Source organism: Tsuneonella litorea (genome assembly GCF_025154015.1).
Taxonomy (GTDB): domain Bacteria; phylum Pseudomonadota; class Alphaproteobacteria; order Sphingomonadales; family Sphingomonadaceae; genus Tsuneonella; species Tsuneonella litorea.
Genome location: NZ_JAOAMV010000003.1, coordinates 226,459 through 241,668, shown reverse-complemented (window position 1 = coordinate 241,668; position 15,210 = coordinate 226,459). Strand labels below are relative to the sequence as shown.

Below are 15,210 nucleotides of genomic sequence, written 5' to 3'. Positions count from 1 at the left end.
TCAGGCGAAGGCCGTCATGTCGAGCGTCTCGGACGGCCCGAACCACACGACATACCGCGTGTGATCGGCAATATCGTCTCCGCTGAGGCCGTGGGCGAAGATCGTCAGGCTTCCGCGTGCCTCGGGCGCCCACGCTGCGAAGCGGGCGAACTGGTCGGGCCGCAGCGAAAGCTGGACGGAGCCGCGCGGATGTGGCCCGACCGGCGCTGCGTGAAAGTGCCCCACAGGACAGCCCAGGAGGTCCTTCGCCGCCTCGGCCAGCGCGCGGGCCGCGTCCAGCTCGTCCGGGTCAAAGTAGATGTGTGCGTGGAAACCCCGGATCGCCACGGTCAGAAATCATCCTTGGCCGCGCGCAGTTTCGCGAACGTCTCGTGCGGGCTCGCGCCGCCCCAGCGATTGCGCAGGTCCTCCCGGTCGGCCCGGAGGAAGGGATTGGTCAGCAGCTCGCGCTCGAGCTTCATCGGCACGGTGGGCTGCCGGCGGGCGCGGCGTTCGTCGATTTCCTGGGCGTAAAGCTGCAGGTCGAGGTTGTCGGGATCGGCGTGCAGCGCGAACTTCGCGTTCGCCTGGGTGTATTCGTGCGCGCAATAGAGCATCGTTTCGGGCGGCAAGGCCCTGATCCGCTCGAGGCTGGCCCAGAACTGCCTGGGTTCCCCTTCGAACATGCGCCCGCATCCCAGCGCGAACACGCTGTCGCCGACAAAGGCGACCTCATCCTCGTCGAGGTAGTAGGCAATGTGCCCGCTGGTATGGCCGCCGACGTCGATGACTTCGGCCTCGTGGTTGCCCAAGGTCACGGTATCGCCGTGCTTCACGACGCGATCGATCGGCGAGATGCGCTCGACCTCCGCCGGGGCGACGATCGTACACCCGGTAGCAGCCTTGATCGCCGCGTTGCCGCCGGCGTGGTCGGGATGCCAGTGGGTGTTCCAGACCTGGGTGATCTGCCAGCCCCGCGCGGCCGCCTCGCGCAAGTAGGTGTCGCCGTCCGGCGTATCGATGCAGGTCGTCTCCTCGCTCACCGGGTCGTGGACGAGGAATCCGTAGTTGTCGGACAGGCAGGGGAACTGGTGGATCTCGAGCGGCATGGGACAATCCTACGCCCGGCGCTCGATAAGGAAAAGGCCCGCCATCCCCGAGGGGAGGGCGGGCCTTCCTGTTCGACTGGAGCGGGGCTTATTCGCCCTGCTTCTTCAGCGCTTCGCCGAGGATGTCGCCGAGCGAGGCACCCGAATCGGACGAACCGAACTGGGCCACCGCCTCCTTCTCTTCGGCGATCTGGCGTGCCTTGACCGAGAAGTTGGGCTTCTTCGAACGATCGAAGCCGGTGACCATCGCGTCGAGCTTCTGGCCGACCTGGAAGCGGTCCGGACGCTGCTCGTCGCGGTCGCGGCCAAGGTCGCTGCGCTTGATGAAGCCGGTCGCCCCGTCGTCGCCGACCTGGACTTCGAGGCCACCGTCGCGGACTTCGAGCACGGTCACGGTGACGACGTCATTGCGCTTCAGGCTGCCGCCCGCAGCGGCGACACCGGCGGCCGGGGCGCCCTTCTCGAGCTGCTTCATGCCAAGGCTGATGCGCTCCTTCTCGACGTCGACGTCGAGAACGACCGCCTCGACCTCTTCACCCTTGCGGTGCAGCGCGAGCGCGTCCTCGCCCGAGATGCCCCAGGCGATGTCCGACATGTGGACCATGCCGTCGACGTCGCCGGGCAGGCCGATGAACAGGCCGAACTCGGTCGCGTTCTTGACTTCGCCGGTGACCTTCGAGCCGACCGGGTGCGCGTCCGCGAACTCTTCCCACGGATTACGCTGGGCCTGCTTGAGGCCAAGGCTGATGCGACGCTTCTCGCTGTCGACCTCGAGCACCATCACTTCGACTTCCTGCGAGGTCGAGACGATCTTGCCCGGGTGCACGTTCTTCTTGGTCCAGCTCATCTCGGACACGTGGACGAGGCCCTCGATGCCCGGCTCGATCTCGACGAACGCGCCGTATTCGGTGATGTTGGTGACCGTGCCGGTGAGCTTCATGCCGACCGGGTACTTCGCGCCGACGCCGTCCCACGGATCGCTCTCGAGCTGCTTCATGCCGAGGCTGATGCGCTGGGTTTCGGGGTTGATGCGAATAATCTGGACGGTGACGGTGTCGCCGATGTTGATCACTTCGTTCGGGTGGTTGACCCGCTTGTAGCTCATGTCGGTGACGTGCAGCAGGCCGTCGATGCCGCCCAGGTCGACGAACGCGCCGTAGTCGGTGATGTTCTTGACGACGCCGTCGATCACCTGGCCCTCGGCCAGCTTGTCGATCAGCTCGCTGCGCTGCTCGGCGCGGGTTTCCTCGAGCACCGCGCGGCGCGAGACGACGATGTTGCCGCGGCGGCGATCCATCTTCAGGATCTGGAACGGCTGCGGCATGTCCATCAGCGGGCCGACGTCACGCACCGGGCGGATATCGACCTGGCTGCCGGGAAGGAACGCCACGGCGCCGTCGAGATCGACGGTGAAACCGCCCTTGACGCGGCCGAAGATGCGGCCGTCGACGCGCTTGCCTTCGCCGAATTCGCTTTCGAGCTTGTCCCACGCGGCTTCGCGGCGGGCGCGGTCGCGCGACAGCATCGCTTCGCCGTCGGCGTTCTCGACGCGGTCGACGAAGACTTCGACCTCGGAGCCGACGGTCAGGCCGTGCGAGCCGTCTTCCTCGCCGCGCTCGAATTCCTTGAGGGCCACGCGGCCCTCGCTCTTCAGGCCGACGTCGATCACGGCCATGCCGTTCTCGATCGCGGTGACCGTGCCCTTGACGACGCGGCCTTCGAAGCCCTCGTCGCCGGCGCCGCCGAGCTGTTCGTTGAGAAGCGCCTCGAAATCGGCGCGCGTGGGATTGGCAGTGGTTGCCATGGTCTCAGGGTATCCTGTTCACTGTTTGCTACCGGCCACCGGTTTTACCGGGGTCTTTACCCGTCTCCCGCGGGATTGCGGGGCCAACGGGGCAAGAGGGCCGAGGTCTCCGCACGGCCGTATGCCGTACGAAGGTCCGGTCGAGCGGATGCTGTCGGGACGAGCGCGCCCCTATGCGCTGCCGCGCCAAAAAGCAAGGAAGAGCGTAGCCGGGGTTTCGGACATCGATAGCCCCGGCTTCGCCCTGCCGGTCACCAGGCGTCGAATCCGCTTCGCGACTTGTTGACCGAGCACGCCGAGAAACGCGCCTGCAGCCGTGCCGCCGTGCTGCCGGAATCGGGCTGGGCGTCGCGCCAGGCGTCCCACGCGGAACCGAACGTGGCGGCATTCCGGGTCTTGCCGATCCAGTACATCAGCGACTGGTCGCTGTTCTGCACCGGGGTAAGGATGCTGGCCGTATAGCCCTGCGTCTTGCCCCACTCGTTGAAGTCCTTCACGATCGCCATGTACTTGCCGATCGGGCAGTCGTCCTTGAGCTGGAAACTGATGACGTCCCAGTATTCGGCCTGCGCGGGCGTCGCGGCGAAGCTCAGCACGACAGCGGCTGCAATGGTCGTCTTTTTCATGGGATTCCCCCGTCGATGGAGGAAATCCGGGCAGGACAGGTTACGCGTCCCCGGATTCCCTTCCGGAGCGACCCGCATCGCGACCGCAGCCATGCTGCGCCGAATTGACCCGCAAGGCAACCGGTTCAGCTTGTCCCGGTGCGCACCTTCTCGACCGCGGCGATGGCGGCGGCGAGCGCCTGGTCCCGGTCCATTGCCGATGTATCGATGACAATCGCGCCCTCGGCCACGCGCAGCGGGGCATCCGGGCGCTCGATATCGCGCTTGTCGCGGGCGGCGATGTCGGCCTCGATCTCGCGCAGTTCGAGGTCGAGCTCGCGCTCCTGCATCTCGAGCCAGCGGCGCATCCCGCGTGCCTGGATGCTGGCGGTGACGAACAGTTTCACGTCGGCATCGGGGGCGATCACCGTGGCGATGTCGCGTCCGTCGAGCACCGCCCCGCCAGGTTGCTCGGCAAAGGCCCGCTGTCGCCGGTAGAGCGCCTGGCGCACTGACGGATGGACCGAGACGCGGCTCGCTAGGCCGCCGGTTTCCTCGCTGCGCAGGTGCGGATCGCCCAGCAGGCTGTCGGGAAAGGCCGTCGCGGCCAGCGCATCGCCCGGATCGTCGGGATCGCCGCCGTCGAGGAAGACCTGTCGGCCCACCGCGCGATAGAGCAGTCCGGTGTCGAGGTGCGGCAGCCCGAAATGCGCCGCCAGGCCCTTCGCGACGGTGCCCTTGCCCGACGCGGTCGGTCCGTCGACGGCGATGATCATGCCGGTTTCCTGCGCGCGATCGCGGCCTTGACCAGTCCGTAGATCGCGATGGCTGCCCAGAACCCCTCGAGCACGAGGCTGGGCAGGTTGGTGTGGACCAGCAGGGACACGGTCAGCAGCCCCGCGCCCGCGAGGTTGGTGCCGTGCAGTACGAACGGGTTCGGCGCGTCGCTGAAGGTGAGGTAGGCATAGGCGGCGATGATGCACGCCATCCCCGCGAAACCGACAAGGGTATAGATATCGAAACTGCTCACGCGCTGGCCCGCTCGAGCAATGCCTCGAACGCCGGGAAGCTGGTGGCGATGGGGCGGGTGTCGTCGATCTCCACCCCGTTCCGCGAAACGAGTCCGGCGACCGCCATCGCCATCGCGATGCGGTGATCGAGATGGGTCGTGATCTGCTCGTCCGCGGTGCCGCGCAGCGCTTCGCCCCCGGTGCCCTCGATGACCAGCCCGTCCTCTGTTTCCTCGACCCGCGCGCCGGCCGCGGCGAGCGCGGCGGCCATCGCGGCGAGGCGATCGGATTCCTTGACCCGCAGCTCGTCGAGTCCGCGCGTCACGGTGCGTCCCTCGGCGAGCGCGGCGGCCACGAACAGGACTGGAAATTCGTCGATCATGCTCGGCGCCAGCGCGGGGTTGACCTCGATGCCGCCAAGGGCGGCGTGCCGCACGCGCAGGTCCGCGACCGGCTCTCCGCCGACTTCGCGCGCGTCCATTTCCTCGATGCTGGCGCCCATCAGGCGCAGGACCTCCACCAGCCCGGCGCGAGTCGGGTTGAGGCCGACGTTCTCGATCACGAGGTCGCTGCCCGGCACGAGCGACGCCGCCACCATGAAGAACGCGGCGGACGAGGGGTCGCCGGGGACCTCGATCGTCTGCGGCTGGAGCTCTGCCTCGCCCCGGATCGTGATGATCCGGTCTCCGTCCGCTTCCTCGACAGCGAGCTCGGCCCCGAAGCCGCGCAGCATCCGCTCGGAATGATCGCGAGTCGGCACCGGCTCGATCACCGTGGTCATGCCGGCCGTGTTGAGGCCGGCCAGCAGAATCGCGCTCTTTACCTGGGCGCTGGCGACCGGCAGGCGGTATTCGATCGGCACGGGTACGCGTGCGCCGGTCATCATCAAGGGCAGCGTGCCGCCGGGAGAAGGCGTGAACTGCGCGCCGATGCGACTCAGCGGCTCGATCACGCGGCCCATCGGGCGTTTCGAGAGGCTCGCATCGCCGGTGAATGCCGCGGTGATCGCGTGGCTTGCCAGAAGGCCCATCAAGAGCCGGGTCGAAGTGCCCGAATTGCCCATCTCGAGCGCGGCGGCGGGTTGGAGCAATCCGCCTACGCCGACGCCGTGGATGCGCCATTCGTCGCCCGACTTCTCCACCGTGGCGCCCATCGCCCGCATGGCGGCTGCGGTCGCCATCACGTCCTCGCCCTCGAGCAGCCCGGTCACGCGCGTCTCGCCCACCGCGAGCGCGCCGAGCATGACCGAGCGGTGGCTGATCGACTTGTCGCCGGGAACGCGGAGCCGTCCGCGCAAGGGGCCGGCGGGCTGGAAAAGGCGGGGGGAGGGTTGCTGGGTGTTCATGGCGGTCAGGGGCGGCTCTTTGACAGCGCCCATACCCTGTGGCAAGGCGCGCCCGCTCTTGATTCCGGTGCGCCGGTTACCCATCAAGCCCTGTGAATTTTCCGTCCTGTCTCCAGTCGGGCAGGCAGCATCTGAGGATATACAATGGTCAAGCCAGAGTGGGGCACGAAGCGTCAGTGCCCCAAGTGCGGTGAACGCTTCTACGATCTCGGCAGCGACGAGCCGGTCGAATGCATCGAGTGCGGCGAGAAGTGGTTCCCCGAGCCGGTGCTCAAGTCGAAGCAGCCGATTCCGTTCGAGGAAGAGAAGAAGAAGGACAAGGAAGCCGACAGCGACCTGTCCGATGACGACGACCTGGAGGATCTCGACGTCGACGACGACGAGGATTCGCCCGACAACGACGTCGACCTCGGCGGCGACGACGACCTCGGCGTGAAGACCGGCGGCGACGACGACGACAACGACGAGTAATCCGCGACCAGTAATCCCGGCGGCCCGATTTCGGGCTTGCCAACCGGGGCCGCCCTCCATAAAGGGGCGGCCCGCCGGACCTCGGTTCGGCACACATCGATGGCACGGGGCCTTAGCTCAGCTGGGAGAGCGCCTGCATGGCATGCAGGAGGTCAGCGGTTCGATCCCGCTAGGCTCCACCATCGAAACAGGAAAAGTCGGTGGCCCCCGGGGTTTCCGCACGCTGGCCGACGAGGTTTCGTCCGCCGGCGTTTTTGGCATTTGGCGGCGCCCCGGCACCGCCGCAAGTTGAGGTAGCGCATGTTCGACAACCTGTCCGATCGTCTCGGCACCGTCTTCGACCGCCTGCGCGGCCGGGGCGCGCTGAGCGAGCAGGACGTGCGCGATGCCATGCGCGAGGTGCGCATCGCGCTGCTCGAGGCGGACGTCGCGCTGCCCGTTGCGCGCCGCTTCATCGATGCGGTGACCGAGAAGGCGATCGGGCAGGACGTCCTGCGGTCGGTCACGCCCGGCCAGCAGGTCGTCAAGATCGTCCACGACGAGCTTGTCGAGATGCTCGGCGGGGAAAGCGGTGCTCAGGCCGAGCCGCTGAACCTTGCCGCCAGGCCGCCGGTCGTGGTGATGATGGTCGGCCTCCAGGGCTCGGGCAAGACAACGACCACCGCCAAGCTCGCCAAGTGGATCCGCGAAAAGCACGGCAAGAAGGCCCTTATGGCCTCGCTCGACGTGGCGCGGCCCGCGGCGCAGGAACAGCTGGCGGTGCTCGGCACGCAGGTCGACGTCGCGACGCTGCCGATCGTCCAGGGCCAGCAGCCGGTCGACATCGCGCGGCGCGCGCTCGAATCGGCGCGTCTGCAGAACGTTGACGTCCTCCTTCTCGATACTGCCGGGCGTCTTCACGTCGACCAGGCGCTGATGGACGAGATGAAGGCGGTCGCCGGCGTCTCGACTCCGACCGAAGTCCTGCTCGTCGTCGATTCGCTGACCGGCCAGGACGCGGTGAACGTCGCGCAGTCGTTCTCGGGCGAGGTGCCGCTCACCGGCGTCGTGCTCACCCGGATGGATGGCGACGCGCGCGGCGGTGCGGCGCTGTCGATGCGGCACGTCACCGGCAAGCCGATCAAGTTCGCGGGTACCGGCGAGAAACTCGACGCGCTCGAGGCATTTCACCCGGGCCGGGTCGCCGACCGGATTCTCGGCATGGGCGACGTCGTCAGCCTGGTCGAGAAGGCCGCGGCGACGATCAAGGAAGAAGAGGCCGAACAGCTCGCCCGGCGCATGGCGAAGGGCCAGTTCGACCTCAACGACCTGCGGATGCAGCTGAAGCAGATGCAGAACATGGGTGGGCTGGGAATGCTGGCCGGCATGATGCCGGGCATGAAGAAGGCCAAGGCGGCGATGGCGCAGTCGGGGGTGGACGACAAGGTGCTCGTCCACATGGACGCGATCATCGGGTCGATGACCCCGAAGGAACGGGCGCGGCCCGAACTTATGAACGCCAAGCGCAAGAAGCGCGTCGCGGCGGGCGCGGGGCTCGAGGTGCAGGACGTCAACAAGTTGCTCAAGATGCACCAGGAAATGGCCCGTGCGATGAAGCAGATCCGCAAGATGGGCGGGTTCAAGGGTCTCGCCGCCGCGTTCGGCGAGGGCGGCCTCGGCGGCGCGCTCGGCGGCATGGGGATGGGCGGCATGGGCGGCAGCGGCGGTGCGCCATCGCTTCCCGGCCTCGGCGGGGGCGCGATGCCCGCGAACCTCAACGATTTGATGAAAAAGAAGTGATTTCAGTTTTGTATTTTGGAAAGGTGAAGTAAAATGGCAGTTGCAATCCGTCTTTCGCGCGGTGGCGCGAAGAAGCGTCCTTACTATCGCATCGTCGTGTCCGACAGCCGCTCGGCCCGCGATGGCAAGTATCTCGAGCAGATCGGGACCTACAACCCGCTCCTCGCCAAGGACGACGAGAACCGCGTGAAGATCGACACCGACCGCGCGAAGCACTGGCTCTCGGTCGGCGCGCAGCCGTCGGACCGCGTGGCCCGCTTCCTCGACGCCGCCGGCGTGCGCGAGCGTGCGGCCCGCAACAACCCCAAGAAGGGCGAGCCGGGCGAGAACGCCAAGGCCCGCGCCGAAGAGAAGGCCGAGAAGGAAGAGGCCGCCAAGGCCGCTGCCGCCGAAGCCGCTGCCGCTCCCGAGCCGGAAGTCGAGGAAACCCCGGCCGCCGAAGACGCTCCGGCCGCCGAAGAGGCGACCGCCGAAGCCGAAGCGCCCGCTGCTGAAGAGGCTGCTGCCGACGCGCCTGCTGCCGAAGCGGCCACCGACGAGAAGGCCGAAGGCTAGGCCCGGCACATGGACAAGCCCGTCACCCTCGCCGCCATCGCCGGTGCGCACGGGGTGGCGGGCGAAGTCCGCCTCAAGCTGTTCGGCGAGGGCGTTGAGGCGCTTTCGGCCTACAAGAGCTTCAACGACGGCGCGCTGACGCTGAAGAAGCTGCGCGACGACGGGAAGGGCGGGGCGATCGCCCGCTTTGCCGAAGTGTCCGACCGTACTGCGGCCGAGAAATTGCGCGGCACCGCGCTCACTGTTCCTCGTTGGGCGATGCCGCCGCTCGCGGAAGGAGAATACTACCACGCCGATCTGGTCGGATTGGCCGCGGTAAGCCCTGCCGGCGCCTCGCTGGGCACGGTCGTGGCGGTGGAGAATTTCGGCGCCGGCGACATTCTCGAGATCGAAAAACCGGACGGGAAGCGGTTCATGGTGCCCATGACGCTCCACGCGGTGCCGGACTGGAACGGGGAGCGCGCGGTCATCGCGGACGGATTCGCGGACTAGGGGCGCTTTCGGAACCGTCGAGCCGCTGTTGCGCTGGTTCGATATGACCTGCTTCAAGACGATCTCACCGCTCGCCGCCGCGCTCATGCTGGTCGCGTGCAATTCCGGTCCGGCGGAAGACGAGCAGACCCCACGACCTGACGGCTCAGCGCCCGCCACCGAACCTGTGGCCGATCGCGGGGATTCGCCCACCGAAGCGGGGGGCACACTTGTGAAGGAAGGCCGGATCGAGTCAGGAGCGGAATGTCCCGTGCTGCGCACGCCCGACGGCGAGCTTTGGGCGCTGGCGCTCGGCGAGGCCGATTTCGGCCCGGGCGACTATGTCCGCGTGACCGGCACGCGCGCCGAAACGAGCTATTGCCAGCAGGGGCGCGGTACGATCGATCCCTCGCGCATCGATTCGATCGATACCCCGGCGCGGGATCGCGATCCGGCGCGCTCGGGCGGGCGGGCCGTTTCCACCGGCTACGTCCAGGGCGACTGGGTGGCAAAAGGCCCCGGCGCGGACTGCGCGAAGCCCGACTTCGCCGTTACCAGGAATGCCAACGGAATGAGCATCATCGAGACCCGCGTGAACGGCTACCCGGAGACCGGCGTCGTCGATGTCGGCTCCACCCCCGCCCTGCAATGGGACGAACCGCTCCCGACCCTGCCGATCGAAACCCGCGGTCCCGACGGACTTGCGGTCCTGCCGGCGAAATCCGGCAAGACCGTCACCATCGCCGGCCATCGCATCGTCGGCGACGGGGTGGTCTTCGTAAGATGCGGCTGACACAAGTGGCCGGGTATGCCGGATGTGACCGAACGGTCAGCCGGTCCCATCCGGTTCGCGGCGCAGCGGTCTTTCTGCCGCGAGGTGATTGCGGATCGTCGTTGCCGCGACTCCTGCCTGGCCCATGGCGTGGCTGATCTGGTCGAGCCCGAGCACTACGTCGCCCGCGGCGAAAAGGCCGGACACCGATGTTTCGAGGTGGTCGTCGGTCTTGATGCTTCCGTCTTCCGCGGTGTCGGCACCGGCCAGTTCGGCTAATTCGGAACGCACGTGGCTGCCGAGCGCGGGATAGACGCTGTCGAACGCAAGTCGCTCGTCCGCGGTGTCGAGTGCAAGCCTGTCCCCCTCGATCGCCCAGCCGCCGCATGGGCCTGACACCCGCACGATCCCCGCATCGTCGAGCGTCCGCGTGCATTCCGCGTCGAGATCGTGGCCCCCGTGGGGGCTGATGAGCGTGAGGTTGCCGGTGAACCCGCGCAGGAACAGCGCCTCGGCGGTGCCATGCGTCCCCGTACCGATGACCGCCACGCGCCTGTCGGTCACCTCGTAGCCGTCGCACACCGGGCAATAGCGCAGCAGGCCCTTGGCGAGTGCTTCGTCGTGAAGTTCGTCGCCGAGCGAATCGGGGCGGCGGTTGACCACGCCCGTCGCCAGCAGGACGCTGCGCGCGGTGTACGTCCCGGCGTCGGTGCCGACGGTGAACCGGTCGCCGGTCTTCGCGAGATGCTCGACCCGCTTCTCTTCTCGCACTGCGCCATACTTGCGCGCCTGGCGCCGCATCCGGTCGAGCAGTTCCTTGCCCGAAATGCCCTCGGGAAAGCCCGCGTGGTTGTGCGTGCAGGGAATCCACGCGGCGCGGCTTTCGCCGGAATCGAACAGCCGGATCGAAAGGTGGTAGCGGGCCAGGTAGATCGCCGCCGTCAGCCCCGCAGGGCCGGCGCCGATGATGATGCAGTCGTCGGGTTCGGGCCGGTCATCGTCGCTCATTCCTTGCCTTGCCCTTCCGCCTTGCGCATGGGCGAGGGATGACCTTCGCCGCTACCGTCATAACGCTCTACCCCGAGATGTTTCCCGGCCCGCTCGGCGTTTCGCTGGCGGGACGCGCGCTCGAGCGCGGCGACTGGAGCCTCGAGGCGGTGCAATTGCGCGATTTCGCGACCGACCGGCACCGCACCGTCGACGACACGCCTGCAGGGGGCGGGGCCGGGATGGTCCTGAAGGCCGACGTGCTCGCCGCCGCGCTCGACAGCGTGGAGCCGGGGCGACCGGTCTTTGCCATGACCCCGCGCGGAAAGCCGGTCGATCAGGCACGGGTACGCCAGCTGGCGGCAGGGCCGGGGATCACCATCCTGTGCGGGCGGTTCGAAGGGTTCGACGAGCGTATTTTCGATGCCCGGCCGACGATCGAGCAGGTCAGCCTGGGCGACATCGTGCTGTCGGGGGGAGAGCCCGCCGCGCTGGCGCTGCTCGACGCTTGCATTCGCCTGCTTCCCGGCGTAATGGGCGCCCCGCTTAGCGGAGCCGAGGAATCCTTCGAGGAAGGGTTGCTCGAATATCCGCAATATACCCGACCATACGAATGGGAAGGGCGCACGATCCCCGAAGTGCTGCGATCGGGGGATCATGCGAAGATCGCGGCATGGCGCAAGGCCATGAGCGAACACGATACACGGCTACGCAGGCCGGACCTTTGGGAGCGCTACAGTGGCGCTCGGGCCCGTCCTGCCTCTGGTGCGCAGCGCGAAACGAAGGACTAGGACCAGTGAACCTGATCCAGCAGCTCGAGGCCGAAGCGGCCGAGGCCCTGACCCAGGGCAAGGACATCCCCGATTTCCGCGCGGGCGACACCGTGCGCGTCGGCGTGCGCGTCGTCGAAGGCACCCGCACCCGTACCCAGAACTTCGAAGGCGTGTGCATCGCGCGTTCGAACCGCGGCATGGGATCGAACTTCACCGTTCGCAAGATCAGCTTCGGCGAGGGCGTCGAGCGCGTCTTCCCGCTCTATTCGCCCAACATCGAGAGCATCACCGTGGTCCGCCGCGGCATCGTGCGCCGGGCGAAGCTCTATTACCTGCGCGGCCGCACCGGCAAGCGCGCCCGTATCGCCGAGCGTCGCGAGAACGCGTAAGCGATCCGATGGAAGGGAGGTTGCGCCTCCTGGAAATCCCTGAGAGACACGCGAAGGGCGGTTCCCCGGTGGGAGCCGCCCTTTTGCGTTCGGGTCTGCGGAGATCGCGCGAATGAGCCAGGAAGAGGCAGGCCACGGCAGCGAGAGCGGCCGGGAGCAGGTGCTCGGCGTTGGCGGCGCCTGGGCAATGGCGGTCGGCGGCATGATCGGCGGCGGCATCTTCTCGACGTTGGGGGTCGTCATTTCCGTCGCCGGGGAGTGGGCCTGGCTAAGTTTCCTGATGGGCGGGGTAATCGCGCTGGCGACCGGGCACAGCTATTCCGGTCTCACGCGCCAGATCGGCAAGGCGGGCGGCTCGTACGCCTACCTGCGGGCGCTGGGACGCGATCGCCTTGCCCGGGTGGTCGTGTGGGTGCTGGTCCTCGGCTACACGCTCACGGTGGCGGTCTATGCGGTGACGTTCGGAGCGTACGCGGCCTACGCCCTGTCCGCCCCGGCATGGATCAGGGACGGCGCCGCCCTGGCGGCAATCGCGTTGCTCGCGGGGGTGAACCTTGCCGGCGCGGCAAAGGCCAACACGCTCGAGAAGGTCGCGGTCTGGGGCAAGCTGGCGATCCTTCTCGGGCTTGCCGGGATCGGCCTGGCCCACTGGGCGCCCGATCGCCTGGTGCTGGAGGCCAACCAGCCCGTCGGCTTTGCGGGCGCGCTCGTCGGGATGGGGGTGGTGTTCATGGCCTATGAGGGTTTCCAGCTGCTGAGCTACGACTACGCCGACATGAAAGACGCGAAGCGCACGATCGCGCGCGCGATGCCCGCGGCCATCGTCACGACCGCCGTGACCTACATCGTGGTCGCCATCGGCGCGGCCATGCTGGCGGGTGCATCGCAGATCGTCGCGCACAAGGAGGTCGCCCTGGCGATCGCCGGGCGCGAGGCGCTGGGCACCTTCGGGTTCCTCGCGGTATCGCTGGCCGCGACGTTTTCAGCCGCTTCCGCGATCAACGCCACGATCTTCGCCACCGCCCGCCTGGCGCTGCAGGCGGCAGAGGAAGGCGAGATGCCCGCCGCATTCGCCCGCCGCGATTCCGAAGGCGCGCCGTGGGCGGGCACCGTCCTGATTTCGGCGGTCGCGATGGGGTTGACGCTGATCGGCGGCATCGAGGCGCTCGTCGAAGGGGCGAGTTTCGTGTTTCTCGGCGTTTTCGCGCTTGTAAACTGGATCGCGATCGAGCGCCGCATTCCGCACCACTGGGCCGCAATGGTGGGCCTTGCCGGGTCCGGGGGAGGCGCGGTGATGCTCGTGCTGCACCTTGCAGGGCAGGTCTGACGGACCGAACCGGCGCGCGTCTTCGCGGTAATCGGGCGCAACGGCGACGGGGCCTCGCCAATCATCGATTGAGTGCGGCCAGGTCGTCGACCGGCCTGCATACGTCGCCGCGGCGTTGCGCTTTTCGCGGGGAAGCGTAAGGGGGCCCTCGCGAATTTTTGCAGGTGCGAAGGAGTGAATGCCGTGGGTTACCGGGTAGCGGTGGTCGGAGCGACCGGCAACGTGGGACGCGAGATGCTTGCTGTCCTCGCCGAGCGCGAGTTCCCGTGCGACGAGGTCGCCGCGGTGGCGAGCGCCCGCTCGACGGGCACCGAGGTCGAGTTCGGCGACACCGGCAAGATGCTCAAGTGCAGGAACATCGAGCACTTCGACTTCGCGGGCTGGGACATCGCGCTGTTTTCGGCCGGCAGCGGCCCGGCGAAGGAATACGCGCCCAAGGCCGCCGCGGCGGGCTGCGTGGTGATCGACAATTCGTCGTTCTACCGCATGGATCCCGACGTGCCGCTGATCGTGCCCGAGGTGAATCCCGGCGCAATCGACGGCTACGCCAAGAAAAACATCATCGCCAATCCGAACTGCTCGACCGCGCAGATGGTGGTCGCGCTCAAGCCGCTGCACGACGCGGCGGGGATCAGGCGCGTGGTCGTGAGCACCTACCAGTCGACCTCCGGCGCCGGCAAGGCGGGCATGGACGAGCTGTTCGCCCAGAGCCGCGCGATCTTCGTCGGCGACCAGGTCGAGAGCAACAAGTTCACCAAGCAGATCGCCTTCAACGTGATCCCGCACATCGACAGCTTCCTCGACGACGGATCGACCAAGGAAGAATGGAAGATGGTGGTCGAGACCAAGAAGATCCTCGATCCCGCCATCAAGGTCACCGCGACCTGCGTGCGCGTGCCGGTTTTCGTCGGCCACTCCGAGGCGATCAACCTCGAGTTCGAGCGCGAGCTGTCGGCTGAAAAGGCGATGGACATCCTGCGCGAGGCGCCGGGCGTGATGCTCGTCGACAAGCGCGAGGACGGCGGATACGTCACCCCGATCGAATGCGTCGGCGACGGCGCGACCTTCGTCAGCCGCGTGCGCGAGGATCCCACGGTCGAGAACGGCCTCAACATCTGGTGCGTCAGCGACAACCTGCGCAAGGGCGCGGCGCTCAACGCGGTGCAGATCGCCGAACTGCTCGGGCGGCGCTGCCTCAAAAAGGGGTGAACACGGTGCGCGGGCTGACGCTGGCCGCCCTCGCGCTCGCGCTGGCGGGATGCCAGCAGCAGCGCGCGGACGGCGCGCCCAGCGCGACCGCGAATGCATCGACTGCGCCGAGCCGGGCGTCCGCCTCGGATGCGGCCGCCGCTGCCCGGCGTGACCGGTTGCGCCACGCCATCCTCGACGCGCGCGGCCTGTCGATCGGCCGGGCTCCGGGGACGGCGCAACACTTCGCCTTCGGTGCTCCGCGCGCGGCGGTCGAGGCGGCCGGCGACGCCTGGCTCGGCACTGCGGAGCGAAGCGCGAACGAGGAATGCGGCGCAGGCCCGATGGCGTTCACCCGGTACGGCGGCCTCACGCTCAATTGGCAGGACGACAGGCTGGTCGGATGGTTCGCCCGGGAGGACCCGGCGATCGTCACCAGCGACGGCATCGTGCCCGGCAAGCTCCTGCGCGACCTGGAGGTCGCCCGCAGCGCGCGCCTCATCAAGGACAGCACGCTCGAGGGCGAATTCGATTACCTCGCCGCCGACGGCCACACGATCGGCGGGTTCGTGCGCGGTACGGGGCGCGACGCGACGATCGAAAGCCTCTATGCAGGGGTGAACTGCTTTTTTCGCTGAGGGGTGCG

The 15,210-nt window shown here is 67.8% G+C and carries 18 protein-coding genes and 1 tRNA gene; 11 read left to right on the top strand and 8 right to left on the bottom strand.

Annotated elements, in window-relative coordinates:
* The 7 genes from N0B51_RS07690 to aroA form a co-directional block, all read right to left on the bottom strand.
* Positions 1-327 carry a DOPA 4,5-dioxygenase family protein gene (locus tag N0B51_RS07690; RefSeq protein WP_259961727.1) on the bottom strand — a complete coding sequence of 109 codons (327 nt, stop codon included), beginning with the start codon at positions 325-327 and terminating at the stop codon, positions 1-3.
* Between the two features lie 2 nt (positions 328-329).
* Positions 330-1,088, bottom strand: coding sequence for a hydroxyacylglutathione hydrolase (gene gloB / locus N0B51_RS07685; RefSeq protein WP_259961726.1), 759 nt, complete (start codon positions 1,086-1,088; stop codon positions 330-332).
* A gap of 88 nt (positions 1,089-1,176) precedes the next feature.
* Positions 1,177-2,892 carry a 30S ribosomal protein S1 gene (gene rpsA, locus N0B51_RS07680; RefSeq protein WP_259961725.1) on the bottom strand — a complete coding sequence of 572 codons (1,716 nt, stop codon included), beginning with the start codon at positions 2,890-2,892 and terminating at the stop codon, positions 1,177-1,179.
* A 251-nt stretch (positions 2,893-3,143) separates the two neighbouring features.
* Positions 3,144-3,518 (bottom strand): hypothetical protein, encoded by a 375-nt coding sequence (locus N0B51_RS07675; RefSeq protein ID WP_259961724.1) that lies wholly within the window; start codon positions 3,516-3,518, stop codon positions 3,144-3,146.
* Between the two features lie 125 nt (positions 3,519-3,643).
* Positions 3,644-4,273 (bottom strand): (d)CMP kinase, encoded by a 630-nt coding sequence (locus N0B51_RS07670; RefSeq protein WP_259961723.1) that lies wholly within the window; start codon positions 4,271-4,273, stop codon positions 3,644-3,646.
* Positions 4,270-4,527, bottom strand: coding sequence for a CBU_0592 family membrane protein (locus N0B51_RS07665; RefSeq protein WP_446033478.1), 258 nt, complete (start codon positions 4,525-4,527; stop codon positions 4,270-4,272). Before N0B51_RS07665 ends, N0B51_RS07670 begins: the two co-directional genes overlap by 4 nt.
* The gene (aroA, locus tag N0B51_RS07660; RefSeq protein ID WP_375545940.1) at positions 4,524-5,885 is read right to left on the bottom strand and encodes a 3-phosphoshikimate 1-carboxyvinyltransferase; all 1,362 of its coding nucleotides are present in this window, start codon (positions 5,883-5,885) and stop codon (positions 4,524-4,526) included. The genes N0B51_RS07665 and aroA overlap by 4 nt, the downstream gene beginning before the upstream one ends.
* A gap of 111 nt (positions 5,886-5,996) precedes the next feature.
* Between aroA and N0B51_RS07655 the strand changes: the two genes are divergently transcribed.
* The 6 genes from N0B51_RS07655 to N0B51_RS07630 all read left to right on the top strand — a co-directional run bounded on the left by N0B51_RS07655 (position 5,997) and on the right by N0B51_RS07630 (position 9,921).
* Positions 5,997-6,323: a TIGR02300 family protein gene (locus N0B51_RS07655; RefSeq protein WP_259961722.1), complete on the top strand. Its 327-nt coding sequence runs from the start codon at positions 5,997-5,999 to the stop codon at positions 6,321-6,323.
* A 106-nt stretch (positions 6,324-6,429) separates the two neighbouring features.
* Positions 6,430-6,505, top strand: a tRNA-Ala gene (locus tag N0B51_RS07650).
* Positions 6,506-6,623: 118 nt separating this feature from the next.
* Positions 6,624-8,102 carry a signal recognition particle protein gene (gene ffh, locus N0B51_RS07645; RefSeq protein WP_259961721.1) on the top strand — a complete coding sequence of 493 codons (1,479 nt, stop codon included), beginning with the start codon at positions 6,624-6,626 and terminating at the stop codon, positions 8,100-8,102.
* Positions 8,103-8,135: 33 nt separating this feature from the next.
* Complete coding sequence (gene rpsP / locus N0B51_RS07640; protein WP_259961720.1) at positions 8,136-8,657, top strand: 30S ribosomal protein S16; 522 nt, start codon at positions 8,136-8,138, stop codon at positions 8,655-8,657.
* A 9-nt stretch (positions 8,658-8,666) separates the two neighbouring features.
* The gene (rimM, locus tag N0B51_RS07635) at positions 8,667-9,149 is read left to right on the top strand and encodes a ribosome maturation factor RimM (protein WP_259961719.1); all 483 of its coding nucleotides are present in this window, start codon (positions 8,667-8,669) and stop codon (positions 9,147-9,149) included.
* A 43-nt stretch (positions 9,150-9,192) separates the two neighbouring features.
* Positions 9,193-9,921, top strand: a complete 729-nt coding sequence (locus N0B51_RS07630) for a DUF5818 domain-containing protein (protein WP_259961718.1) — start codon at positions 9,193-9,195, stop codon at positions 9,919-9,921.
* Positions 9,922-9,957: 36 nt separating this feature from the next.
* Here the strand turns inward: N0B51_RS07630 and N0B51_RS07625 are convergent, their stop codons facing one another.
* Complete coding sequence (locus N0B51_RS07625; RefSeq protein WP_259961717.1) at positions 9,958-10,908, bottom strand: NAD(P)/FAD-dependent oxidoreductase; 951 nt, start codon at positions 10,906-10,908, stop codon at positions 9,958-9,960.
* Between the two features lie 38 nt (positions 10,909-10,946).
* Here N0B51_RS07625 and trmD point away from each other — a divergent pair, with 38 nt between their 5' ends.
* The 5 genes from trmD (at position 10,947) to N0B51_RS07600 (ending at position 15,202) form a co-directional block, all read left to right on the top strand.
* Complete coding sequence (gene trmD / locus N0B51_RS07620; RefSeq protein ID WP_259961716.1) at positions 10,947-11,678, top strand: tRNA (guanosine(37)-N1)-methyltransferase TrmD; 732 nt, start codon at positions 10,947-10,949, stop codon at positions 11,676-11,678.
* Positions 11,679-11,683: 5 nt separating this feature from the next.
* Positions 11,684-12,049 (top strand): 50S ribosomal protein L19, encoded by a 366-nt coding sequence (gene rplS, locus N0B51_RS07615; protein ID WP_311201831.1) that lies wholly within the window; start codon positions 11,684-11,686, stop codon positions 12,047-12,049.
* 112 nt (positions 12,050-12,161) lie between these two features.
* Positions 12,162-13,376 carry an APC family permease gene (locus N0B51_RS07610; RefSeq protein WP_259961715.1) on the top strand — a complete coding sequence of 405 codons (1,215 nt, stop codon included), beginning with the start codon at positions 12,162-12,164 and terminating at the stop codon, positions 13,374-13,376.
* Positions 13,377-13,559: 183 nt separating this feature from the next.
* Complete coding sequence (locus N0B51_RS07605) at positions 13,560-14,585, top strand: aspartate-semialdehyde dehydrogenase (protein WP_259961714.1); 1,026 nt, start codon at positions 13,560-13,562, stop codon at positions 14,583-14,585.
* Entirely contained in the window at positions 14,582-15,202 is a 621-nt protein-coding gene (locus tag N0B51_RS07600; protein WP_259961713.1) for an aspartate-semialdehyde dehydrogenase, read from the top strand. The genes N0B51_RS07605 and N0B51_RS07600 overlap by 4 nt, the downstream gene beginning before the upstream one ends.
* Positions 15,203-15,210: the final 8 nt, after the last annotated feature.